22 protein-coding genes are annotated in these 22631 nt (G+C 68.5%); 11 read left to right on the plus strand and 11 right to left on the minus strand.

Annotation, left to right across the window (positions count from 1 at the left end; genetic code table 11):
- The first annotated feature begins 132 nt into the window (after window positions 1-132).
- Window positions 133-591: a type IV pilin protein gene (locus KBY81_RS16600; protein WP_106220154.1), complete on the plus strand. Its 459-nt coding sequence runs from the start codon at window positions 133-135 to the stop codon at window positions 589-591.
- Window positions 592-623: 32 nt separating this feature from the next.
- On the opposite strand, the gene KBY81_RS05055 is transcribed toward KBY81_RS16600, so the two are convergent.
- Complete coding sequence (locus KBY81_RS05055; RefSeq protein WP_106220153.1) at window positions 624-2003, minus strand: PhoH family protein; 1380 nt, start codon at window positions 2001-2003, stop codon at window positions 624-626.
- A gap of 85 nt (window positions 2004-2088) precedes the next feature.
- Here KBY81_RS05055 and KBY81_RS05060 point away from each other — a divergent pair, with 85 nt between their 5' ends.
- From KBY81_RS05060 to proB, 6 genes are all read left to right on the plus strand, one after another.
- Window positions 2089-3267 (plus strand): F420-0:Gamma-glutamyl ligase, encoded by a 1179-nt coding sequence (locus KBY81_RS05060; RefSeq protein WP_254975840.1) that lies wholly within the window; start codon window positions 2089-2091, stop codon window positions 3265-3267.
- A 91-nt stretch (window positions 3268-3358) separates the two neighbouring features.
- Entirely contained in the window at window positions 3359-4465 is a 1107-nt protein-coding gene (locus KBY81_RS05065) for a hypothetical protein (RefSeq protein ID WP_254975841.1), read from the plus strand.
- Window positions 4466-4984, plus strand: coding sequence for a Holliday junction resolvase RuvX (gene ruvX / locus KBY81_RS05070; protein ID WP_106220150.1), 519 nt, complete (start codon window positions 4466-4468; stop codon window positions 4982-4984).
- 19 nt (window positions 4985-5003) lie between these two features.
- Window positions 5004-5552: a DUF3727 domain-containing protein gene (locus KBY81_RS05075; RefSeq protein WP_043325387.1), complete on the plus strand. Its 549-nt coding sequence runs from the start codon at window positions 5004-5006 to the stop codon at window positions 5550-5552.
- Window positions 5552-6061: a YqeG family HAD IIIA-type phosphatase gene (locus KBY81_RS05080; protein ID WP_254975842.1), complete on the plus strand. Its 510-nt coding sequence runs from the start codon at window positions 5552-5554 to the stop codon at window positions 6059-6061. Before KBY81_RS05075 ends, KBY81_RS05080 begins: the two co-directional genes overlap by 1 nt.
- Window positions 6061-7224: a glutamate 5-kinase gene (gene proB / locus KBY81_RS05085; RefSeq protein WP_181280020.1), complete on the plus strand. Its 1164-nt coding sequence runs from the start codon at window positions 6061-6063 to the stop codon at window positions 7222-7224. Before KBY81_RS05080 ends, proB begins: the two co-directional genes overlap by 1 nt.
- On the opposite strand, the gene bla is transcribed toward proB, so the two are convergent.
- From bla to KBY81_RS05105, 4 genes are read right to left on the minus strand one after another with little or no spacing between them, the layout of a single operon-like run.
- Window positions 7205-8107, minus strand: a complete 903-nt coding sequence (bla, locus tag KBY81_RS05090; RefSeq protein WP_254975843.1) for a class A beta-lactamase — start codon at window positions 8105-8107, stop codon at window positions 7205-7207. The two genes, proB and bla, sit on opposite strands and share 20 nt — an antisense overlap.
- Before the next feature lie 8 nt (window positions 8108-8115).
- Window positions 8116-9342 carry a hypothetical protein gene (locus KBY81_RS05095; protein ID WP_106220148.1) on the minus strand — a complete coding sequence of 409 codons (1227 nt, stop codon included), beginning with the start codon at window positions 9340-9342 and terminating at the stop codon, window positions 8116-8118.
- Window positions 9339-10100: a phosphatase PAP2 family protein gene (locus KBY81_RS05100; RefSeq protein ID WP_106220147.1), complete on the minus strand. Its 762-nt coding sequence runs from the start codon at window positions 10098-10100 to the stop codon at window positions 9339-9341. The genes KBY81_RS05095 and KBY81_RS05100 overlap by 4 nt, the downstream gene beginning before the upstream one ends.
- A gap of 50 nt (window positions 10101-10150) precedes the next feature.
- Window positions 10151-10867 carry an SDR family oxidoreductase gene (locus KBY81_RS05105; RefSeq protein ID WP_106220146.1) on the minus strand — a complete coding sequence of 239 codons (717 nt, stop codon included), beginning with the start codon at window positions 10865-10867 and terminating at the stop codon, window positions 10151-10153.
- Between the two features lie 82 nt (window positions 10868-10949).
- Between KBY81_RS05105 and KBY81_RS05110 the strand changes: the two genes are divergently transcribed.
- The 3 genes from KBY81_RS05110 to KBY81_RS05120 are packed head-to-tail and all read left to right on the plus strand — an operon-like array spanning window position 10950 to window position 15754.
- Window positions 10950-14012 (plus strand): CHAT domain-containing tetratricopeptide repeat protein, encoded by a 3063-nt coding sequence (locus tag KBY81_RS05110; protein ID WP_254975844.1) that lies wholly within the window; start codon window positions 10950-10952, stop codon window positions 14010-14012.
- 58 nt (window positions 14013-14070) lie between these two features.
- Window positions 14071-14892: a hypothetical protein gene (locus KBY81_RS05115; protein WP_254975845.1), complete on the plus strand. Its 822-nt coding sequence runs from the start codon at window positions 14071-14073 to the stop codon at window positions 14890-14892.
- A gap of 16 nt (window positions 14893-14908) precedes the next feature.
- Window positions 14909-15754 (plus strand): hypothetical protein, encoded by an 846-nt coding sequence (locus KBY81_RS05120; RefSeq protein WP_254975846.1) that lies wholly within the window; start codon window positions 14909-14911, stop codon window positions 15752-15754.
- Here KBY81_RS05120 and KBY81_RS05125 read toward each other — a convergent pair.
- Entirely contained in the window at window positions 15751-16146 is a 396-nt protein-coding gene (locus KBY81_RS05125) for a hypothetical protein (RefSeq protein ID WP_106220142.1), read from the minus strand. The two genes, KBY81_RS05120 and KBY81_RS05125, sit on opposite strands and share 4 nt — an antisense overlap.
- A gap of 125 nt (window positions 16147-16271) precedes the next feature.
- Here KBY81_RS05125 and KBY81_RS05130 point away from each other — a divergent pair, with 125 nt between their 5' ends.
- The gene (locus KBY81_RS05130; protein ID WP_254971568.1) at window positions 16272-17696 is read left to right on the plus strand and encodes a mechanosensitive ion channel domain-containing protein; all 1425 of its coding nucleotides are present in this window, start codon (window positions 16272-16274) and stop codon (window positions 17694-17696) included.
- A 4-nt stretch (window positions 17697-17700) separates the two neighbouring features.
- Here KBY81_RS05130 and KBY81_RS05135 read toward each other — a convergent pair whose 3' ends face one another.
- The 5 genes from KBY81_RS05135 to KBY81_RS05155 form a co-directional block, all read right to left on the minus strand.
- On the minus strand, window positions 17701-18912 hold the full coding sequence (locus KBY81_RS05135; RefSeq protein WP_254975847.1) for a cytochrome P450: 1212 nt from the start codon (window positions 18910-18912) through the stop codon (window positions 17701-17703).
- A gap of 52 nt (window positions 18913-18964) precedes the next feature.
- Entirely contained in the window at window positions 18965-19381 is a 417-nt protein-coding gene (locus KBY81_RS05140) for an ester cyclase (RefSeq protein ID WP_106220139.1), read from the minus strand.
- A 99-nt stretch (window positions 19382-19480) separates the two neighbouring features.
- Window positions 19481-19981 (minus strand): GNAT family N-acetyltransferase, encoded by a 501-nt coding sequence (locus KBY81_RS05145; RefSeq protein ID WP_254975848.1) that lies wholly within the window; start codon window positions 19979-19981, stop codon window positions 19481-19483.
- Between the two features lie 707 nt (window positions 19982-20688).
- Window positions 20689-21198 (minus strand): alpha/beta fold hydrolase, encoded by a 510-nt coding sequence (locus KBY81_RS05150; protein WP_254975849.1) that lies wholly within the window; start codon window positions 21196-21198, stop codon window positions 20689-20691.
- Window positions 21199-21401: 203 nt separating this feature from the next.
- Window positions 21402-21845 (minus strand): hypothetical protein, encoded by a 444-nt coding sequence (locus KBY81_RS05155; RefSeq protein ID WP_254975850.1) that lies wholly within the window; start codon window positions 21843-21845, stop codon window positions 21402-21404.
- Between the last annotated feature and the right edge of the window lie 786 nt (window positions 21846-22631).

Here is a 22631-nt window from a genome sequence, read left to right on the forward strand (position 1 = left end):
TCTCTGGAGTGAGCCCTGGCGGATGTTCTTCAGCTTCAGGATCAACTTCAGGACGACCTTCTTCGTGGCGGTCTGTACCTGGTATCCCTGATTCTCACCCGGACGAGACAGAAGGGGATCCCCACGCCTGAGATGTTCCAGAGCCCCTTCCCCGTCTTCTCTCTGCCCTTTGTCCGCGGCGATCACCGCCGCCATTCGGTACGGCTGGGGGAATCCGGAGCATCCGGGTTCACGCTCCTGGAGCTGATGATCGTCGCGGCCATCGTGGGCCTTCTCTCTGCGGTGGTCCTGCCCCAGTACCTCCGCGCCCGCGCTGTGGCCCAAGCCTCCAGCAGCATCCTGGAGACGGTCGCCTTCGCCGAGCAGTGCGCGGTGGCCCATAAGTCCGGGCTGCATGTGGTGGTCGCCCAGCCCGGCGGCGGGCCCACCCGCAACTGCAACGGCACCTCGGCCCGGCAGATCAACAGCCGCTCCTGGACCGGCGACGCCAGCGGGGTGCTGTGCCTGGGTCAGCAGGCCCAGGAGACCCATCGCCAGGCCATGCTGCGGGTGGCCGTCAACGGCACGATCACCTGCACCTTCCTCCCCTGAGATCCGCCGGTTGAGCGGGCTGGGGGGCCGGCTCAGAGCAGATTGGCGGCCAGTTCGGCCAGCTCGGAGCGTTCGCCCCGCATCAGCGTGATGTGGCCGGAGAGCAGCTGGCCCTTGAAGCGCTCCACCAGCCAGGTGAGCCCATTGCTCTCGGCATCCACGTAGGGATTGTCGATCTGGTACGGATCGCCGGTGAGCACGATCTTGGTGCCCTCCCCCACCCGGGTCACGATCGTCTTCACTTCATGGGGGGTGAGGTTCTGGGCCTCGTCCACCACCATGAACTGGCGGGGGATGGAGCGGCCGCGGATGTAGCTGATCGCCTCCACTTCCAGCAGGCCCATGCCCTTGAGGTCACTCCAGTTGCTGCGGGGCGGGCGGTGGCTGCCGCGTGCGGGCTGGCCCTCGTCGCCACCCAGCAGGAAGTCGAGGTTGTCGACAATCGGTTGCATCCAGGGGGCCATCTTCTCCTCCAGATCCCCTGGCAGGAAGCCCATTTCCTTGCCCAGGGAGATCACCGGGCGGGTCACCAGCAGCCGCTCGTAAAGACGCTCGTCGGCGACCTGGTGCAGCCCCGCCGCCAGGGCCAGCAGGGTCTTGCCGGTGCCCGCCTTGCCCACCAGGGTCACCAGGGCCACCGCCGGATCGAGCAGCAGATCGAGGGCGAAGGACTGCTCCCGGTTGCGGGGCTGGATGCGTCCCATCTTGGCCTTGGCGGACTTCTGCAGCGGCTGCAGGGTGCCGGTGCGCCCGTTGTAGCGGGCCAGCAGGGTGTGGGCGGGCTGGGCCAGATCGATGAGGGTCACCCCCTCGTTGGCCTGCAGCGGCGAGACGGCCACCGTCTGCTCCGGGATGGCGTCCGCCGGCAGGCCATCACCCGTCTTCACGCGGTCCATCTGATCAGCGTCGACCCAGCGCTCGCAGAAGCCCGGATAGAGGTCGGCCATGTCCACCTTGTCGGTGGTGTAGTCCTGGGCGATCAGGCCCACCGCATCGGCCTTGATGCGCAGGTTGGTGTCCTTGGTGACGAGCACCACCGGCGGCTGGCTGCCCACCACCTCCTGCAGGCGCTGCTCCAGGGCCACGGCCAGGATGTTGTTGTCGCCGTTGCCCGCCTTCAGCTCGGGGGGCAGCTGGCTCAGGGTCTCGCTGCGGCAGAACACCACCTTGACGGTGCCGCCGCTGACGTCGTCGATGGGCACCCCTTCGGCCAGGTTGCCCTTCTCACGCAGCTGGTCGAGCAGCCGCGACACCTGGCGGGCGTTGCGGCCCTTCTCGGAGGGGTCCCGCTTGAAGCGGTCGATTTCCTCGACCACCTCGATCGGGATCACCACCTGGTTGTCCTCGAACCGGTTCAGGGCCTGGGGGTCATGCAGCAACACATTGGTGTCGAGCACGAAGGTCTTGCGCATGCCAGGGCCCTGCCGGTTCCATGGGGCCGAAGCTAGGTCCGCGGGCGCATCTACGCTCCGGCCGGACATTCCCCGACGTATCGGCTTGCCGCTCCCCGTTTCCTTCCTGCTGGTCCTGCTGCTGCTCCTCGGCCTGGGCCTGGTGGTGCTCGAACTCCGCCACCGCCTCCGGCCCGCCTCGCCCCTGCAGTTGCTGCCGGGATCCTTCCAGGTGCGGCGCCGGGCCCAGGGCCTGGAGATCACCGGCGAGGTGCGCATCCGCAACCCCCACCCCCGCATGGAGGTGATGGTGCCCGAGATCACGGTGGTGCCCACCCTGCTGGGCCGCAGTGACGTCAGCCAGGTGCGCCACGAGCTGCAGATCACGCCCCTGCATCCCGACGAGGAGGCCCGCCCCGACGGGTACTGGGCCGCCTACATCGTCAAGGGCCGCAAGAGCACGGCCGCCCACATCCGCCTCAACCTGACGGCGCCCGGCGGCCTGGACCTGGAGAGCGTGCTCGACACCCTCTGGATGGACATCCACTGGATCAACTACGGGCCCTTCGGCCGGCTGCAGCGGCGCCAGGGGATCCTGCTGCCGCTGCAGAGGCCGGAGCCGGGCGACCCCGCCGCCCCCGGCTGGCGCGAGGGAGAGCGCTGCCGGGTGCTGCCGGTGCGCACCCACCTGCTCGGGGTGCTCGACGATCCGCTGGCGGTGCTGCAGCGCTACACCGACGGGCTGCTGCAGCCCGGGGACGTGCTCACCATCGGTGAGACCCCCCTGGCGGTGATCCAGGGGCGCTACCACCACCCCTCGACGGTGGAGCCCTCCTTCCTGGCCCGCCTGCTCTGCCGGGTGTTCCACCCCACCAGCTCCCTGGCCACGGCCTGCGGCCTCCAGACCCTGATCGATGTGTCCGGCCCGGCGCGGGTGCTCGGGGCCTGGGTGGTGGGCACCGCCCTCAAGCTGGTGGGCAGCAAGGGCTGGTTCTATCGCCTGGCCGGGGAGCAGGCCCGCCTGATCGACGACATCACCGGCACCACGCCCCCTTACGACCAGACGATCGTGCTCGGACCGGATCAGCCGGCCGCCTGGTGTGAGCGGATGGCGGCGGCCCTGGGGGTGGCGGTGGCCGTGGTGGATGTCAACGACCTCGGGCGGGTGAAGGTGCTGGCCGCCAGCGGCGGCACCGATGAAGATCTGCTGATGCGGGCGTTGCGCCCCAATCCCGCCGGCAACGCCAATGAGCGCACACCTCTGGTGCTGGTGAGGCCCGCGTAGAATCCTGAGACGACGTCGCCAGCCGCCGCGGCGTCGGTCCCGTTTCGCCCACGCCCCCTCTCCACCGTCGTCTGCCGTGCCAGTGCCTGCCGTGCCAGTGCCTGCCCAGGGCAGAACCTCCCCCACCTGGACGGTGGAGCCCCTGCAGGGATGGCACCTGCCCCTGCTCGATGATCCCGCTTTCCTGCCGCTGCAGCCGCTGCTGCAGCGCTCGCTGCTGCTGGCCCTGCCGGAACAGCTGCTGACGGCGGTCACCAGCCGCCGGCCGTTGGCCGCCCAGGTGCTGGTGGCACTGCAGCGCCAGGGGCTCACCCGCCAGCAGGCCCTGGGGCTGATCGTCTGCCGCCGCCTCAACCGCAGCGGCACCTGCTGGCAGGTGCAGCACCTGCGCCTGGCCCTGGCCGCCAGCGAGGGGGCGGCCGCCGATGGTCCGGCCCCGAGCCGGGCAGCACTGGCCGGTGATCTGCTGCGCCAGGCCATTGGCCGGGTGAAGGGCGCCGCCAGCTGGATCGCCACCGCCTCCAGCCTCGACACCTCCCGGCTCGCCACCCTGCGGGAGCAGGGGTTCCAGCCCCAGCGCACCGATCGCCTCTGGCGCTGGCAGCTGCCCGCCGCCGGCGCCGCCCCCGTGCCGCCGGCCGACCTGCAGATGCGCCCGCTCAACCGTCGCACCGCCCCGCTGCTGTGGCACCTGGAGCAGGCCACCTGCCCGGCCCACCTGCGCCAGCTCCAGGACCGCCGCATCGAGGACCTGCTCGACCAGAGCCGCGGCCAGGGCTGGATGCTGTTGGATGGCGTCCGCAACGAGGCCGTGGCCGGCGTGCGCCTGCTCGATGAACATCCCGGTGGCGGCCAGGCGGTGGAGCTGAGCATCCACCCGGGTTGGGGCCATCTGCTCGGGCCGGCGGCCGAGTCGCTGCTGCACCGCATCGGCCGGGGTGGCGCCAGCCTCTGGCTGCGCTGCGAGGTGGGCGATGGCGACCGCCAGCTGTGGCTGCAGGCCCTCGGGGCCGAGGCCCACGGCGAGGAGGTGCTGATGGCCCGCAGCGTCTGGCGGCGGCAGGAAGGCCAGCCGGCCAAGCGGGCGGCCCGCCGCATCGAGGCGGTGCTGGAGCAGCTGCAGCCGCGGCGGCGCCCCATGCCCACCCCCACCGGCCCCCTTGGCAGCCTGCCCAGCGAGCCCCTGGTGCTGCACTGAATGGCGCCGCCCCGGCCGCGCTCGGTGCTGGCCCTGGATGTGGGCCGCCGCCGCATCGGCCTGGCTGGCTGTGATCCCCTGGGGCTCACCGTGACCCCCCTGCCTGCACTGGCCCGGGGCGACTTCCAGGCCGACCTGGGGCGCCTGCTGGAACTGGTGCGCCAGCGGCGGGTGGAGACGCTGGTGGTGGGCCTGCCCCTGGATGCCAGCCAGCGGCCCACCCCCCAGGGGGTCCACTGTCGCCGCTACGGCCTGCGGCTGGCCCGGGGCCTGGCGGCCCTGGGCCAGCCCCTGCCCCTGGCCTGGGTGGATGAGCACGCCAGCAGCTGGGCCGCCGGCGAACGCTTCGGACTGCACGGCGACCGCAGCGGCCGGCTCGACAGCGCGGCGGCGGCGCTGCTGCTGGAACAGTGGCTGCGGGAGGGGCCCGAGGCCCTGGGTCCCGCCCTGTTCAGCGCCGATCCGGTCGACCCGGCGGCCATCGCCGTGGGCACTCGGGCCGGTGCTGATTCATTCTGAGGAGACCCGCTTCCTCTTGATGGCCTCCGACCCCCCTGCGATGACGGGCTCCGGCGATGTGCCCACCGTGCAGGTGCGGGACGGCAGCGGCCGCCAGCTGCTGTGCTTCCTGGAGCAGCTGATCCCCCTCGACGGCCACGACTACGCCCTGCTGACGCCGGTGGACACCCCGGTGTGCCTGTTCCGGCTGCGGGAGGATGACGACCCCGAACTGATCGAGACCCTCGATGCCACCGAACCGGTGCTGTCGGTGGCGGATGTGGTGCTGCAGGAGCACGACCTCACCCTGGTGCGTTCCGCCGTCACCCTCACCGTCAGCGGTGAGCTGGAGGAGCCCGACCCGGACGACCTCGAGGACGAGGAGGGGGATGATGACAGCGAGACCTACGAGCTGCTGGTGAGCTTCATGGCCGGCGATGAGGAGTACGGCCTCTACATCCCCCTGGATCCCTTTTTCGTGGTGGCCCGCATGGACGGCGCCGATGCGGTGATGGTGGAGGGGGAGGAGTTCGAGCGGGTCCAGCCGCGCATCGAGGCCGAACTCGACGAACGGGAGAGCGACGACTGATGCTGCGCGACCTGCTCACGCCCGACTGGCTGCTGGGGACCTCCCTGGCCCACCTGCCCCTGCAGGAGCTGGTCGACCGTGGCATCTGCGCCCTGGTCCTCGACGTCGACCGCACCCTGCTGCCCCGCCGCCAGGCCACCATGCCCGTGCAGGCGGAGGTGTGGCTGCGCCATGCCCGTGAGCGGATGCCCCTGCACCTGCTCAGCAACAACCCCTCCCGGCGCCGGATCGGTGCGGTGGCGGACACCATGGGGCTTCCTTACACCACCTCGGCGGGCAAGCCGCGGCGCGCCGCCCTGCGCAAGGTGCTGCAGGACCTCGCCCTGCCCCCGGCCCAGGTGGCCCTGGTGGGCGACCGGCTGTTCACCGACGTGCTGGTGGGCAACCGCATGGGCCTGTTCACGGTGCTGGTGAAGCCGATCGATCCCGACGGTGAACCCTGCCGCCAGGACCGGCTCCAGAACCTCGAGCTGCGCATGGCCCGCTGGGTGGGCTCGGTGCCGGGCTGATGGCGACCTCCGGCACAACGCCGACCTCCGGCGCGGCGGCGGACGCCCGCCCTGGACTGCGGCGGGTGATCAAGGTGGGCACCAGCCTGCTGCGGGGCAGCCCCGAGCGTTCCACGGCGGCGGTGATCGCCGATCTGGCCGCCAGCTTCGGCCGCCAGCAGCGCCGGGGCGACCAGCTGGCCCTGGTGACCAGCGGGGCCGTGGGACTGGGCTGCGAGGCGCTCCGCTTCAGCCGGCGCCCCACCGAGGTGGTGGCCCTGCAGGCGGCTGCCGCCGTCGGCCAGGGCCGGCTGATGGGTCTGTACCAGGAGGCCTTCGCCGTGCGGGGGATGGCGGTGGCCCAGGTGCTGCTCACCCGCAGCGATCTGGCCTCCAGGCGCCGCTACCAGAACGCCTGCCGCACCCTGGAGCAGCTGCTGGCGTGGGGGGTGCTGCCGGTGGTGAACGAGAACGACACCCTGGCCACCGACGAACTGCGCTTCGGCGACAACGACACCCTCTCGGCCCTGGTGGCGGTGGCGATCGGCGCCGATGAACTGGTGCTGCTCACGGACGTGGACCGGCTCTATTCCGGCAACCCCCGCACCGATGCCGATGCCAGCCCGATCGAGGAGGTGCGCGACCTGGCGGAGCTGGAGCGCCTCAGCCACGTGGCCGAGGGCGGCGGGCAGTGGGGCACCGGCGGCATGACCACCAAGCTGGCGGCGGCCCGCATCGCCACCTCCAGCGGCATCCGGGTGCGGCTGGCCGATGGACGCGATCCGGCGGTGCTCGAGGCCCTGTTCGCCGGCGAGAAGGTGGGCACCGTGTTCCAGCCCAGCGCCACCCCCCTGGCCGACCGCAAGAGCTGGCTGGCCCATGCCCTGCTGGTGAAGGGCAGCGTGCGGGTGGATGCGGGCGCCGAGCGGGCCCTGCTGCAGCAGGGGGCCTCCCTGCTGGCGGTGGGCATCCGCGAGGTGGAGGGTCACTTCTCCCGGCGCGAGGCGGTCCGGGTGCTGGCCAGCGATGGCCGCGAGCTGGGGCGGGGCCTGAGCACCCTGAGCAGTGAGGAACTGCGCCGGATCAAGGGTCTGAGCAGCGAGGAGGTGCGCCGCCGGCTGGGGCCGGTGGGGGATGCGGTGGTGCACCGCGACCAGCTGGTGCTCACCTGCCAGCCGGTCTGAACGCCCCGGCCACGATGGTCGCGGCTTCGGCGATCACCCCATCCTGCGCGGCGGCGGCCGGATCGGCCTGAGTGTGAAACACCGCCAGCACGATCGGCGCCCGGTCCGGCGGCCAGAGCACGGCCACGTCATTGGCGGTGCCGTAGGCCCCGCAGGTGCCGGTCTTGTCGCCCACCTGCCAGCCCGACGGCACCCCGGCCCGGACTCGCCGGTCGCCGGTGGTGGTGCCGATCAGCCAGTCCTGCAGCCGTTGCCGCTGCGGCGGGCCCAGGGCCGTCCCGAGCACCAGGGCCTGAAGGCTGGTGCCCATGCCGGCGGGGGTGTCGGTGTCGCGGGGGTCGCCGGGGATGGCGGAGTTGAGGGCTGTTTCCCAGCGATCGAGCCGGAAGGTGCGGTTGCCGATGGAGCGGGCGAAGGCGGTCAGGCCGGCGGGGCCGCCCAGACGTGCCATCAGCTGGTTGGCGGCCGTGTTGTCGCTGGTCTGGACCGTGGCGGCGGCCATCTCCTCCACCGTCAGGCCGCCTTCGAGGTGCTGCTCGGCGATCGGCGAGTGGCTCACCAGATCCTGGCGGCCGAAACGGATCCGCTGCTCCAGGAAGCCGGGCTGCCGCTGGCTTCTGTGCAGAACGGCCCCCGCCAGGATCGCCTTGAAGGTGCTGCAGAGGGGAAAGCGCTCGCCGGCCCGGTGGCCGATCCGGGCACCGCTGGCGGTGTCGATGGCGAACACCCCCAGCCGGCCGCCGGAACGGGCCTCCAGCGCCGCCAGGCCGGCTTCCGCCGCGGCTTCCGGCCTGGCGGGCCCTGGGACGGCGGGTGCCGCGGCGACGCCCGGCAGCGCCACCACCAGGGCTGCGGCCAGCGAGTGGGGGTTGCAGAGGTTCATGGGCTCCATCATCCCCGGGGCCGATCGAGGACAGCCTCCAGCTTCTCCAGCAGCTCGGCCGCCTCCCGCTCGCCGGAGAGGCCGTCCACCACGATCGGCGGCCGGCGTTCGCTCCAGAGGATCACCCGGGGGTCCGGACCCGGCAGCCGCAGCACGGCGGTGATCATCCGCAACGGCAGCTGGCGCCTGGGCTGGCCGGGGCGGCGGAGGTGGATCTGGTCGTCCGCCACGGAGAGCTCCTGGGGACTCCACTGCCTGTAGCTGCCGATGCCGGCGGCACCGAGGGCGGCGATCACCAGCAGGGTCTGGAGCACGGTCCACTCCGGCAGGCCCAGCGACAGCAGGCCCGGGAGGGAGAGATCCAGCACCAGGGTGGTGGGTGCGCTCAGGCCCAGGCGCGGACCGAACATCCAGACGAGAAAGCCGCCGTACTTCACCATCACGGTGTTGAGCACGGCGACGAACAGCAGGTCGCTGCCCTGCGTGACGAAGGAGCGGCACCACTGGGCGGCGCCCACCGTGCGTCGGCTGCGGACCAGGCGTGTGGCGGAGGCCCCCGGCTCCAGCCTCCAGACATCCTCCGGCTGCGCTCTGTCCGACCGGGCCTCCGGGAGCTGCCGGCCGTCGGGGACGCCGGCCAGGCGCAGGGGCACCCCCAGATCGGCGGCCAGGGCGTGGCCCCGCTGCCAGGCGCCGGAGAAGCCGGCGGCACGGGCCAGCAGGTGCTCCCCAACGGGATCGGCCACAGCCAGAACCAGATCCCAGCCCAGGGACCGCTCCCCCAGCGGCGGCAGCTGGACGCTGGCCTGGCGGATCAGCACCGCCGTGACGGCGGCCCGTCCCAGCTCCAGGCGTTCGCTGCCCTCCGGCGTGTCCAGGAACAGACGGATGCGGTCGCCCCAGCTCTGCAGCAGTACCCGCCGCTGGACTGGCGCGCCGTAGCCCAGCCGGGCCATCAGCCACTCCATCGGCAACAGGAACAGCAGCAGGCCGATCACGTAGCCCACGGTCCCCTGGAGGCTGGCCAGCAGGCAGAGGCCGGAGAACAGCAGGAAGGCGAGCAGGCTGACGAGCGGGTTGGCGGGGGCTTCCCCCTCGATCAGCTCCCGCCAGATCATGCGCTCCAGGGCCAGGGCCAGCGTCCGCACGACGCGGCGGAGCCGCACCAGCGGGGTGAGCAGCAGGCCCAGTCCGTTGCGCCGGGCGCCGCGGACCGTGGCGCGGAATTCGATCAATCCGCCAGCAGGGGCAGGCCGGCCGGTGGGACCGCCAGCAGCAGGCGGCGCTCCCCGGCCACCTGCTGCTTGAAGCGCGTCCACTGGGGCGAGGCGATCACATCCCGGCTGATGGCTTCGGCGAGGCGCTGGCCGGCCAGCACATCACTGGGGTAGTGCATGGCGCAATAGGCACGCACGTAGCCCCCCTGAAGACCCACCGGCAGCAGCCGCTCCCGGCGCTCCGGCAGCAGGTCGGCCAGCAGCAGGGCCGCGGTGGCAAACCAGGTGGCGTGGCCGCTGGGGAACGACCAGGAGCTCTCCAGGGGCAGGCAGGGCTTCAGATCCGAGTGGCTCAGGAAGGGGCGCGGCCGGGCCACCGCATCCTTGAGCTGATCCTTGAGCCCATCGGCCCGCGCCAGAAAAGCCGGCAGGCCCGCGTGGAGGAGAGGTGAAGTCCTGGCCAGGTCGGCGCCCACGGCGGCATCGAAGACGCTGAGATTGCGGTTCAGGAAGCGCCAGCTGTGGACGATCCCCGCCGGCGTGCGGCTGCGCTGGTTCCAGCGCAGGATGGCCAGATCGTCGAGCTCCAGCCGGCTGCCCGGGGCCGGTGGCTGGCCGAGCAAGGCGCGGTAGGCGGCCGCCGGCAGCACCAGGCCCGCCGCCGGATCCTCCGGCTGGGCGAGCGCCGGCCCGCCCAGCGCGAGGCTGCCCGGCAGCAGGGCGGTCTGCAGTAGCAGAAGGCCGGACAGCCAAGGCCCCGGGCGCAGGGTGTGCATGGCTCCGGTGCCGTCGGCGGGGTGGCAGCACCGTAGGGGTGCCTCGGACGTCAGAACCGTTCGTCGCCGATGGCGGGCAGGACCAGCTCGCGCACGAAGGAGGCCGGGGAGAGCTGCAGCAGGGCCGAGACGATCCGGATCACGTCGTGCAGCGGGATCTGCCGGCCCTCACCGCGGCCGGCGGCCGCCTCGCGCGACACCTCCAGGCCGTCGTCGGTGTTGAGGTAGCCCAGCTGTAGGCAGGTCACCGCCAGCTGCTGGTCCCGGAAGCTCTCCCGCAGGGCATCGGCGATGCCGGTGAGGGCGAACTTCGAGGCGCCGAAGGTCACCTCCGGCTGGCCGCTCTGGCGCAGGCCGGAGGTGGAGCCCGTGAGGATCAGCTGGGGCCTCCGGGAGTCGAGCAGCCGGGGGATCAGTCGCCGCAGCAGCAGCAGGGTGCCGGTGATGTTGATGGCCACCATCTCGAGGATGCTGTCGTCGGGATCCTCCAGGAAGCTGTAGGCCTCGCTGAAGGCGTTCGCTTCCCAGACGCCGAGGTTGTAGATCAGCACATCCAGCTGGGCGGGCGCCTGCTGCTCGATCCAGCGGGCCGCCGGCAGCGGCTCCGCCAGATCGGCCTCGATCCAGGCGAGCTCGACGCCCGGAGGCAGGGTCAGGCCATCGGGCCGTCGCCGCGAGACCCCGATCACCGTGTCGCCGGGGCTGCCCAGACCCTCGACAAAGGCCCGGCCCAGCCCGCGGCTGGCGCCCACCACCATCAGTTTCATGGACCCGCTCCGGCAGGTTTTGTCGATGTGCGGCCCATGCTGGATCCCGTACCGGAAGCTGGGAACCCCCCGTACCCCCATGATGCGGTCCGCTCGCCTGCCGTTGGCTCTGTGTCGGTGGGGAACCGCCCTGGCCGTGCTGCTGCTGGCCGATGGACAGCCGTCGGCGGCCGCCGGTCGCCCGGCTCAGCACCCGGCGCCTCGCCAGCAGGAGTGGATCGCCCAGCCGCTGGGCGAGCGCTACACCCAGACCCCGGCGCAGGTGTGGGAGTGGATCGATGATGCCAACGCCCTGGAGGCCAAGGGGGCGAACGGCAAGGCGGCGGCGCTGTGGGAAAAGGTGCTGGCCTGGCGCGAGAAAGCGCAGGGGCCCGACCATGCCGATCTGGCCACCGGCCTGAGCAACCTCGGGTTGCTCTATGTCAAGGAGCGCGCCTTCACCAGGGCCGAGCCCCTGCTGGCCCGGGCCCTGGCGATCCGAACCCGGACCCTGGGACCGGACCATCCCCTCACCGCCCTCAGCCTCAACAACCTCGCCTGGCTCTACTACAACCAGAACAACAACGCCAGGGCCGAGCCCCTCTACCGCCGCGCCCTGCAGGTCGCCGAGAAGGCACTGGGGCCGGAGCACCCAGGTCTTGCCCTGGGCCTGATCAACCTCGGACTTCTGTACAACGGCCAGGGCGCCTACACCAAGGCCGAAGCCGTCTATCGGCGGGCCCTGGCCATCAGGGAGAAGGCGCTCGGACCCGATCACCCCGACACCGCCACCAGCCTCAACAACCTGGCGGCGGTGTACATCAACCAGGGCCGCTATGGCGAGGCGGAGCCCCTGCTGCGCCGCACCCTGGCCATCAAGCAGAAAGCCCTGGGTGACGATCACCCCGACACCGCCACCAGCCTCAACAACCTGGCGGCGCTCCAGGAGAACCAGGGTGCCTTCGCCAGCGCCGAACCCCTCTATCAGCGCGCCCTGGCGATCAACGAGAAGGCGCTGGGCCCGGAGCACCCCGCCACGGCCACCAGCCTGAACAACCTCGGGCTGCTGTACCGGAGCCAGGGCGCCTACACCAAGGCGGAGCCCCTGCTGCGGCGTGCCCTGGCGATCCGGGAGAAGGCGCTCGGTTCCGGCCATGCCGAGACCGCCGCCGGCCTCAACAACCTCGCCATGCTGTACAGCGACCAGGGGGCCTACGCCAAGGCGGAGCCCCTGCTGCGCCGCGCCCTGGCCATCCAGGAGAAGACGCTGGGACCCACCCACCCCGTCACCGCCACGGGCCTCAACAACCTGGCGGTGCTGATCGACCAGCAGGGAGCCGCCGACAGGGCCGAGCCGCTGCACCGACGCGCCCTGGCGATCCGGGAGCAGGCCCTGGGGCCCGACCATCCCGATACCGCCGGCAGCCTCAACAACCTGGCGGATCTTTATCGGCTTCAGGGCGCCCATGCCAGGGCGGAACCGCTCTTCCTGCGTGCCCTGGGGATCTACGAGACCGCGCTGGGGCCCGATCACCCCACGACCGCCCTCAGCGTCAACAATCTGGCCAAGGGATACCTGAGCCAGGGGGCCGAGGCCAGGGCCGAACCCCTGCTGCGCCGCGGCATCGGCAGCCAGTCCCTGTTCCTGCAGCGGGAGGCCCCGCTGCTGCCCCAGGCCCGGCGGCAGGAGCAGATCAAGGCCCTCGGCAACGTCTGGGAGATCCCCTTTTCCCTGGTGGCCACAACGCCGGCCGGCGCCTCCCTGGCCCTGTTCACCCGTCTGAACCGCCACGGCCTGCTGCAGGACATCGAACGGCGCCAGGCCCAGCTGGGCCGGGGCTCGCCGGCCCAGCAGATCCTGGTGGGCCAGCTCACGGCGATCACGGCCCGCCTGGCCGACGTCAACCTCAGCGAAGCGCAGCGACGGACGCTGCAGCAGGAGCGGGATCGGCTGGAGCAGGAGCTCTACCGCCAGTTGCCGGCCCTGACCCCGCGCCTGGTGGACGCCGCCCAGGTGGCCGCCGCCCTGCCGGCCGATGGGGTGCTGATCGAATTCCAGCGTTTCCGCCCCTACGCCGCCCGTCAACCGGAGGCCAGGAGCTGGGGGGAGGCGCGCTATCTGGCGATGCTGCTGTTCCCCGATGGGTCGACCCGTGCGGTGGACCTCGGCCCGGCGGCGGCCACCGATCCCCTGATCCAGCAGGCCCTGGCCGAAAGCCTGGCCCGCAACCGCCCCGCCGGACCCTTCTGGGCCCGGGTGAGCCAGAAAGTGCTGGGGCCCCTGCTGCCGAAGCTGGTGGGGCGGCGGCAGTGGTTCATTTCACCCGATGGTGAGTTGAGCCGCATCCCGTTCACGGCGCTGCCGGCTCCCACCGGCGGCCTGAACGGGGCAACGTCCGAATCGGCTCCCACCCTGGGCCAGCAGGTGCAGCTGCGGCTCCTCACCAGCGGCCGCGACCTGCTCAGCCTGCGCAGTCCCGGGCCTGGGGGCCAGCGTGCCCTGGTGCTCGCCGCCCCCGATTTCGGCGGCCCGGGCCCTTGGCAGCCGCTGCCGGCGACGGCCGCCGAGGGGAGCTGGATCGCCGAACGCCTCGGTGCGGCCCTGTATCAGGGAGCCGCCGCCACCACCGCCGTGCTGCAGGAGGCGCGCGGCCCCAGGGTGCTGCACATCGCCAGCCACGGGTTCTTCACCACGGGCAGCGGCGACCCACTGCTGAACAGCGGCATTGTGCTGACGGGCGCGAACCAGCGCCGCCCGTCAGGCCAGGCAACCCCCGCCGCCGTGGCCGGGGACGACGGCTATCTGACGGCCAAGGAGGCGGCCCAGTTGCAGCTCGATGGCACCGAGCTGGTGGTGCTCTCCGCCTGTGACACCGCCTCCGGCACCCTGCAGACCGGCGAGGGGGTCTATGGGCTGCAGCGGGCCCTCACGGTGGCCGGCGCCCGCTCCACCCTGCTGTCGCTGTGGAAGGTGGACGATGACGCCACGGCGGCGTTCATGCAGCGCTATGTCGCCCTGCTCAAGCAGGGGATGGGTCGCATGGAGGCGCTGGCGGCGGTGCAGCAGGAGTTCCGCAGCAACCCGCCGGAGCCGGACTGGGCCGACCACAAGTTCTGGGCCGCCTGGCAGCTCACCGGCGACGGGGGGCCGATTCCGGGGTTGTGAACCATTGCCGGCACACCAGGCAGACTGATTGGGCCGGCGGCTGTTGTTGTTTCCACCCATGCGACACCAACCGGGGTCTGCGGCACTGGGCGCTCTGCTGGTCGCCGCCTCGCTGCTCGTGCCGGTGGCCCCCGGGGCCGCCGCCCCTGACCTGGACGCCACGGTGGCGGCCGTCGCCAGCCAGCTCCGCCAGAGCTGGAACGCGGATCCCGGCACCGCGTCGCTGGCCTGGCCCGCCATCGAGGTGCTTCCCGCCGGCCAGACGCCGGCGTCGGCCTGCCCCGGGGCCGGCACCGCGGCCCGTGCGGCCGGGTCCGCCCAGAGCCCCGCGCTGCACTGTGCCGCCAGCGGCAAGCTGCTGCTGGACCGCTCCAGGCTGGAGAAGGCAGCCAGCCGCCATGGCGATTGGGGCGTGGCCTACTGGGTCGGGATCGGCCTGGGCACCGCGATCCTGGGCCATCGGGGACCATCGCGCCTGGCCCCTGCCGCTGCCAACCTCCAGGCCAACTGCCTGGCGGGGGTGCTGATCGGTGGCACCGGCCTGCAACCCACGCCCCAGGATCCCCCCAGGCCCGATGCGGTCGTTGCCCCGGCCAACGGGGCCTACGCCACCGCCTTGGCCGAGCAGATGGGAACCCGCAGCCAGCGCTCCTATGCCCTGCTCACCGGCCTCGGCATGACGGAACTGGCGGGTTGCTCCGATTCGGCGATGGCCGAGCTCGCCGGGGACCGGGTGCCCGATCCGGCGCTGCTGGGTGCGCTGGCCACCGGGACTGACCGGGCCGCGTTCAACACCATGGGGGTGATGGGCCGGCGTTGCAGGCCGCTGCCCAACGCCCCCTGCCCGAGGCGACTGACCGGTTTCACCGGGAAGAAATGAGGCACCACCACCACCCGTGAGCAGCGACCCCCCGACCAGGCCCCATGGCGACAGAGAGACCCTGCCCCGCAAGGGAATGCCGGGGGCCAGGACCAGGGCGCGATCGCTGCGCCTGCCGGCTTGGCTGCGCTCCCCTGCGCTGCATGAATGGGTGCGCACGTCGGGCATCATCATCGCCGCCTCCTGGGGCATTTACACCTTCGTCTGGAAGGAGATCTACGTGCCATCCCAGGCGCCGGCCAGCATCACCCTGGAGATCAGCCTGATCCCGATGGCCGGTGAGGGCGGCAGCGGCTCCTCGTCACCTTCGCTGCAGCGGGAACTGAAGGTCAGCGCCACCAACGCCAGCACCCGCCGGCTCTACCTGCTCAGCAGCTTCTGGGAACTGTTCCCGATACGCCGCCAGGTGCTGAACCGCTCCACGTTTCCGAGTCGCGCCATCGGCCCTTTCGATGCCATCCACGTGGAGAGGGGGGCGGTGCTCCAGCCCTATCCCACCGAAGCGGCCGGCAAGTTGTTCGTCGACGATCACATCAATCCCGGCGAAACGATTCACCGTTCAGTGATTGTCTCCCTGCCTGCCGGCGCCTACGCCGCCCAGGTGGATGTGCTGGTTCCTGTGCTGACGCGGGAGCCACCCAAGGGCAACGCCCTGCTGGGAGGACGGGTGCTGGAGTGGGGGTATGACAGAACGGATGTGGTCATTCCTCTGCTCTGCGTGGATGGCGACCCCTCCGACTGCCTGCGCCTGGATGATCCCGAAAAGCAGGATCGGCTGATGGATCGAAAGCTGAAGGCCTTTGATTCCAACTACTTCCTCAACGAACAGAGTGTGCAGGTGGGACTGTCCGGAGGTTCCTAGGGGAGGCGACGGGCGCCACCCATCGGCCCACGTTTGCCATCCGGTCCGAGAATCCAGAAGCGGATCGCATCGCCGCTCACCTCGAACTCCTCCACGACCTTCAGTCCGGCGATGCCGGGATCCGAAGGAAACAGCACGCGCCAGGTGCGGCGGGAGCCTTCGCAGGTGGCCTCCCAGGCGCCGGCGACGGTGGCCCCACGCTCCGAGATGATCCACACCAGGTGATGGCGCCCGTCCGCCAGCTTCGTGACCACGGCCCGGCCGGGCTTGCTGGGGGCCACGTAGTCCCAGGTGCCGAGCGCCGCCTCACAGGGGGGTGATGCCGGGGCGGCCCAGGAGGGCGTCGAGCCCAGCGTCAGAACCGTGGCCGCAGTGAGCAGTCGGCGTCGCATGGGCGGTTCCAGAGATGGCTGGCGTCCAGGGGGACTGTAGGGGTGCTCATCGGTGCGGCCGCCCGCCGCGGACAGCGTCATTCCGGCCCCTCGGGCTAGAAGGGAGCAGCGGTGGAGCACAAGGGGTGGATCTCGAGCGCCTTCAGAAGCTGTTCACGGCCCCGCTGCTGCCGCTGGGTCGCCAGAGCTTCTCCCTCCTCTGGGTCGTCGAGGTGCTGCTGCTGCTGCTGGCCGTGAGCCTGGCGGCGCGGTGGCTGAAGCGGCTGCTGGCCGGACGGGTGCTGCGCTGGTTCTCCCTGCCGGAGGGGCGGCGTGAGGCGGTGGCCACCCTCTTCTCGATGGGGCTGGCGGCGCTGGGCTACGTGGTGGTGGCCCAGGGGATGGGGCTCGACATCGGTGCCCTCGCCGTGATCTTCGGGGCCCTGGGCGTGGGCATCGGCTTCGGCCTGCAGGAGCTCACCCGCAACCTCACCAGTGGTCTCACCCTGCTGATGGAGGGGAAGCTGAAGGTGGGCGACCAGATCGAGTTCGGCGACACCAGCGGCTTCATCCGGGAGATCTCGATCCGCTCCACCGTGATCCGCACCTTCCAGGGCGCCGAGATCGTGGTGCCCAATTCGGCCATCACCAATGCGCCGGTGAAGAACCTCAGCTACCTGAGCTCCGATGGCCGGGTGGATGTCGAGGTGACGGTGGCCCACGGCAGCGACCCCCTGGCCGTGACCGAGGTGCTGCTGGAGGCGGCCCTGGCCGAACCGACGGTGCTGGCCGATCCGCCGCCGAAGGTGCTGCTGCACGGGCTCCAGGGCCAGGGGATGGCGTTCGAGCTCTGGGCCTGGACGTCGGCGATCCACGCCAGCCTCAGCCTGCGCAGTTCGCTGAACTACGCGATCGAGCAGGGGCTGCGCCAGCGCCGCATCGAACTGGCCGGGTCGCGCCAGCAGATCCAGCTGCTCTCCTCCCGGCGCGCCGAGGAAGGGGACGCCGCCGCCCCGGATTGGAGCCCCCTGCGGACGTCCCTGCCCGACCATCCCTGCTACAGCGGCATGGATGATCGGCGCCTGCGGGAACTGGTGGGCAGCGGCGCCCGCCGTCTGGTGCCTGCCGGCACGGTGCTGGTGCGCCAGGGTGATGAGGGACGCTCCTTCCACCTGGTGCTGAGCGGCGCGGTGGATGCGATCCACGAAACCGACCGGGTGAGCCGCAAGCTTTTCACCTTCACCGCCGGGGAGTTCTTCGGCGAACTGCCGCTGCTGCTGCAGGTGCCCTACCCCACCACGATGGTGGCGGCCGAGGACACGACGCTGTTCGTGGTGCCCAGTGGCAGCTTCCGCGCCCTGCTGGCCTCACGGCCCGAATTCGCCGACAACGTCGCCCGGGAGGTGGCCCGCCGCAGCGACGTGCTGCGCAGCTACGAGGACTGCCTGCGCCAGCGCGGCCTGCTCGAGGACGCCGACATGGGCCACCCCCTGCAGTGGTTCCGCGAGCGGCTGCGCCGGGTGCTTGCCGGTCGCCCGGCGATGGCTTCGGTGGAAACGGAGGCCGGCTGAGCGCTCAGGCCGATCGCCGCTCGAACACCACCGGCAACCCCTTCAGCCCGCGCAGCTCCAGGTTGTCCTGATACGCCAGAGGCTCGCCGGTGAGTTGAAGTCCTGAACAGCGCCGCAGCAGGGCCGTGAAGGCGACCCGGGCCTCCATCCGGGCCAGGGCCGCCCCCAGGCAGACATGGGGGCCATGGCCGAAGGCCAGGTGCACGTCGGGCTTGCGGCGCACGTCGAGCCGGTCGGGGTCCGGGAAGCGGGCCGGGTCGCGATTGGCGGCCGCGAACATCAGGTAGACCAGCTGCCCCTTGCGGATCGAGCGCTCGCCGATCGTCAGCTCCTCCCCGGCCTCGCGGTACATGAACTGGACGGTGCCGTCGTAGCGGAGGAACTCCTCGATCGCACTGGGAATCAGCGATGGGTCGGCCAGCAGCAGCTGCAGCTGGTCGGGGTGGTGCAGCAGGGCCAGCAGGCCGTTGCCGATGAGATGGGTGGTGGTCTCGTGTCCGGCGGCCAGGAGCAGATTGGCGTTGGCGATCAGCTCCGTCTCACTGAGCCGATCGCCGTCGATCTCGGCGTGCACCAGCAGGCTCAGCAGGTCGTCGCCGGGCGAGGCCCGGCGCTTCTCGAATTCGGCGCGGAAGAACGTGGTCAGCTCGTGGGTGCTCTGCAGGGCCCGCTGGTACTGCTTGGGGGTCACGGCGGAGGGATCGGTGCCGAAGATCGCCGAAAAGTCGTCCGACCAGCGCTTCAGCTGCTCCAGCTCGCCGGTGTCCAGCCCGAGCAGCCGGGCGATGACCCGGGCCGGCAGCGGAAAGGCGAGGTCGGCGATCACATCGAAGCGGCCCTGCTCCGGCAGCCGATCCAGCAGCTCGTTGACCATGGCTGCGACGGCCGGCCGCAGGGCGTCCACGGCCCGTGGCGTGAACACCTTGGCCACCAGGGCACGGAGCCGGTGGTGACGCTCCGGGTCGGTGATGTTCATCTGGGCCCCGATGACCTCGAACAGGGGCTGCAGTTCGGGGCGGCCGGCCCGCTCGCCCATGCCGCCGGCGCGATCGGAGCGCAGCCGGGGGTCGTGCGTCGCCGCCACCACGTCGTCGTAGCGCGTCAGCACCCAGGCCCCGAACGGTTCATGCCAGTGGACCGGGTCGGTGCGTCGCAACGCGGCGTAGGTCGGGTAGGGATCGACCAGCATCGCCGGGCTGAACAGGGCTGCTGTCATGGTGGAGGACACACACGGAAGACGGTATCGAGATCTCCCCGATGGTGCCGGCTCAGTCTGGAATCACGCCGAGCTGCTGAAGCATTCCGTAGGTATCCACGATGATCCAGTCTTCCTCGATCCTGCCGTTCGCGATGCGGTAGATCGCCTGGCCGGCCACGCAGATGCGCCTGTTGGTCGGTGGAATTCCGTTGAATTCCCCTTGGTGGGTTCCTTCGGCCGACCAGCGCAGTGACACGCGGTCTGCTTCTGCGAACAGATCGTGCACCTGCATGTGAAGGTCGGGAAACGCAGCGACGAGGGCTCCGATGTAGGCCTTGGCGGCCTCGGGTCCGTTCGCCAGATGGGGAGCCGATGGGTCGTTCATGGTGAAGTTGTCCGAGCAAAGCTCGTCGATCACGGCGAAATTGCGCCCATTCCACCCTTCCATGATGAGTCGACGGACGAGATGCTTGTTCGCTTCTGACATGGGGCTGTACTCCTTAGGGAAGTGGACATGCGGCTGTCCTCTTGGCGGAAGAACGGTCAACCGCTCAGACGCTTGTGGTTTCGATCGGCATGATGGGCATCACCGTTCCATGTCTGGAGGATCCAGATTCTTCCTGAAGATCACGCGGTCTTCCCCTTCCCCGTCATAGTCCACAGCAACGGGTACGCCGTCGACCTTGACATCAGATTCAAGGAACGAGAATCCCATGCGACGGTGGAATTCAATCGAGTTGCGATTGACCGGAGACGTCACGCCATGCACAGTGCGACAGCCAAGCGAGGTGGCCCTGGCAAAGAAGCGCCCATAGAGGAGGCGTCCCAACCCCTCTCCCCGTCGTGCCGGATGGACACCGAGAAAATGGACATAGGCCTGGTCCGGATAGGTCTGCGACACGAACCCGATGAGGAACGCCACGATCTGACCATCAACGACGGCGGTGAAGCTGGTGGACTGGAAGTGGACGAAGAAGAGTCTGGGCAGCATGTCGGCCATTGGCCGGCCACCCCACCATGCATCAACGACCGAGATGATCGGGTGATAGTCGCCCGGCCCTATCTGGCGGATGACAACGTCGTTCATCGCTTCCCCCTCAGCAGACAATAGGCTCGACAGCCGCGTTAAGCCGCCCGAGCAGGTGTGAATGGCTTAGCCACCTGAGGAGATTGACAGAATGGGCCTGAAGCGGCAACGCGCTTCGGACCATCGCTGGTCAGGTTGAGCGAGGTGTTAGGCGTCACTTCGTACGATTTTCTCCCAGTCTAAAGAACAATCGGGCGAGTAGAATGGTTCCAACGATACAGTTCGCGACAAGCACAAGGTAGAAGAGGAGGAGGACAAGGAACCAGACAGGGTGATCTGAGAACTGGATCGTGCTACTAGCGGGACCAAAGTTTCTGCCAGGGCTGTTTATCTGCCCCGTTGTGACGAAGCGGTAGAGGCCAAAGACAAACCCTGCACAAGTTGCTGTGAACACGGGGACAAGAACAATCCTGCCGATCCATATCGCCCATTTCTTGTATCCAGGCATTGGGACAGGCTCTGGATGTTCTTTCGGTTGCATGGTGTTTGCTGCTTCTACGGGGTCTCGAAGATGGTGGTTCAAACAGAAGTCAGGGGATCTCGCGTTTCGTGGTGGTTGCATTGCTACTGTTCTTGGCGGTGGCTCAATAGCAGCGGACCTTGTGGGGCCTAACGCTCAGGATCATCGGTGGGAAAGAGCCCTCAGCAAGCGAGCGATGCCGCTGCTCCCGTCAGCTGATCTTGATGTTGGGCTGCAGAAGTTCAACTTAAGTCGAGAGAAACTCAAGCACTGTGGTGTTGAATTCATCTGCATACTCAAGATATGGCAAATGGCCGCATTCCTCAAATACCTTCAATTGGGAATCAGAAATTCGATTCCTTGCAATTTCAGCGTGGCTCACTGGGAATGCTCGATCTTGCCTCCCCCACAGAATAAGAGTTGAAGCCTTCTTGAGCGCAAGCATGCCGCCCACAGAGCCTGCAACCAGGGTGGAATGAGACAATCCAACCACGTCCATGAAGCGGATAATGAACTGAGTGACATCGTCAAGACCATACGTTGCACTCGGCTTGTCAGTCTTGCCTGATCCAGCCCAATCCAGTGCATAAGCCTGATGGCGTTCAGCCATTGAAAAGACATTCTTGTACCAATAGTCAACTGCGCCCCCCTGGCCGTGAATAAACAGAACCGATGAGTCTTTGGTGCCCAAACACCAATATCTAGTGCTAACCCCATCAACATCAACGTACTTATCCTCCGGCAAGATGATGGCCATGATTAGTTTGGTGAGTGTCGATATGGGTCAGCAGCTCAGGCAAAGCAGATGATTCATGGCTGGAATCCGACTCCTCCAGAGTCTGGTGGGTCATGACTTCATCTCTGATGTGGCCGTCAGTCCAGTTGCCGATGAATGACAGGATGAGGCTCTCGAGAAGAGAGAAAGGAATTCCCTTCGCCTGCAGAACCGTTGATGGTTCGCTAAGACTGCTTGTCTTGAGGGTCTTGATTTCTGTTGTTATCTTGTGACTTGCCTAAGACGTAGCCAGCCATCGTCCCTAGCAATCCAAATGCTGGAGCAATCTGTTGACTTGAGTACCCTGCAACAATGAAGAATACTGCTGAGTTGATAATGAGGACAACCGTGAATAATCTTATTGCCTGTTCGGGTGTTTTCAGTCCTTTCGCAATGACTGTTGCGACGATAAGAACAATCAGGCTGTAGCCAAGTGCCGCCCCACTCATGATCATTGTCTCGCGAGGAGTCCAGCTATTGCTTACTTCCGTTGTTGACTCACTAGTGGCAGAATTGAACTTGGCTTCTGTGCTCTCACTCAAGATCTTATCTATGCTCTTGAGAGCTTCATCCGCGCTTGTGCCTGCGACTTGTGTCTGGGTGGTCGCAGTGCTGGATGGATTTGTCATCTGGCAAGACTCCTCAATGCAGCACGAGCTTCCCTCAGTGCTTCCTTGTACTGAGAGCAGCCACATGTCTTTGTCGGTCCGCTGGAAAGGCCGGCAGCTTGAGGGACCAAATGAAAGCTCCCACTTCCAGTTGCGACATGATCTGATGAGGGACAGGAAAGCTGCTCTAGACTCATTTCGGCAGAGGCACTTAGTTCATCAATTCGTTGTACGCTTTGCTCCACACCTGAAGAATCACTGCTGCATATGCCAAGACCTGTGCCAGCGGCAAATGCAAGTGCGCCAAGTTGTCCAAGCCGTAGGTTAATGAGCTCCATGGCTTCTCTGGACAAGCAGGGTTCAGCTGCAGCAGGCTGAGATATGGCGACGAAGGATGAGATGAATAAACCTAGCCAAGGCGTACATTGTCTGTACATGTATCTGTACATGTATGGAATGTCTATGTGCAGCATCTTTTTATTCAACTTACCTTGTCGTCAACCGAAGAACTGTCGCAATAAAACGTAATGACTGGTGGGGCGTTCTTTCGTTGTCAGGGCTTGCGATCTGGAGCTGGCAATCGGCGGCGGGCTTGAAGTTTGTAACCAGATCCGGAACTTCAAAAGTCAGTCCGTTGCAATGACATGGTAAGTCGTGCTTGCTACAGATTCGCGATTCACACACTGCCTTGGCAAGATTGCGACAAGCCACTTTCCTTTCTGCATTCTGTGTCTGGCCTTTGTCCTGAATGCGCTGCCATCTAGAGTTTTCTTGTCTGTCTCTGGTCATTCTTAATAGCGTATGCAA

Origin of the sequence: Cyanobium sp. Lug-B (assembly GCF_024345635.1) — a bacterium.
Lineage (GTDB): Bacteria > Cyanobacteriota > Cyanobacteriia > PCC-6307 > Cyanobiaceae > Cyanobium > Cyanobium minutissimum.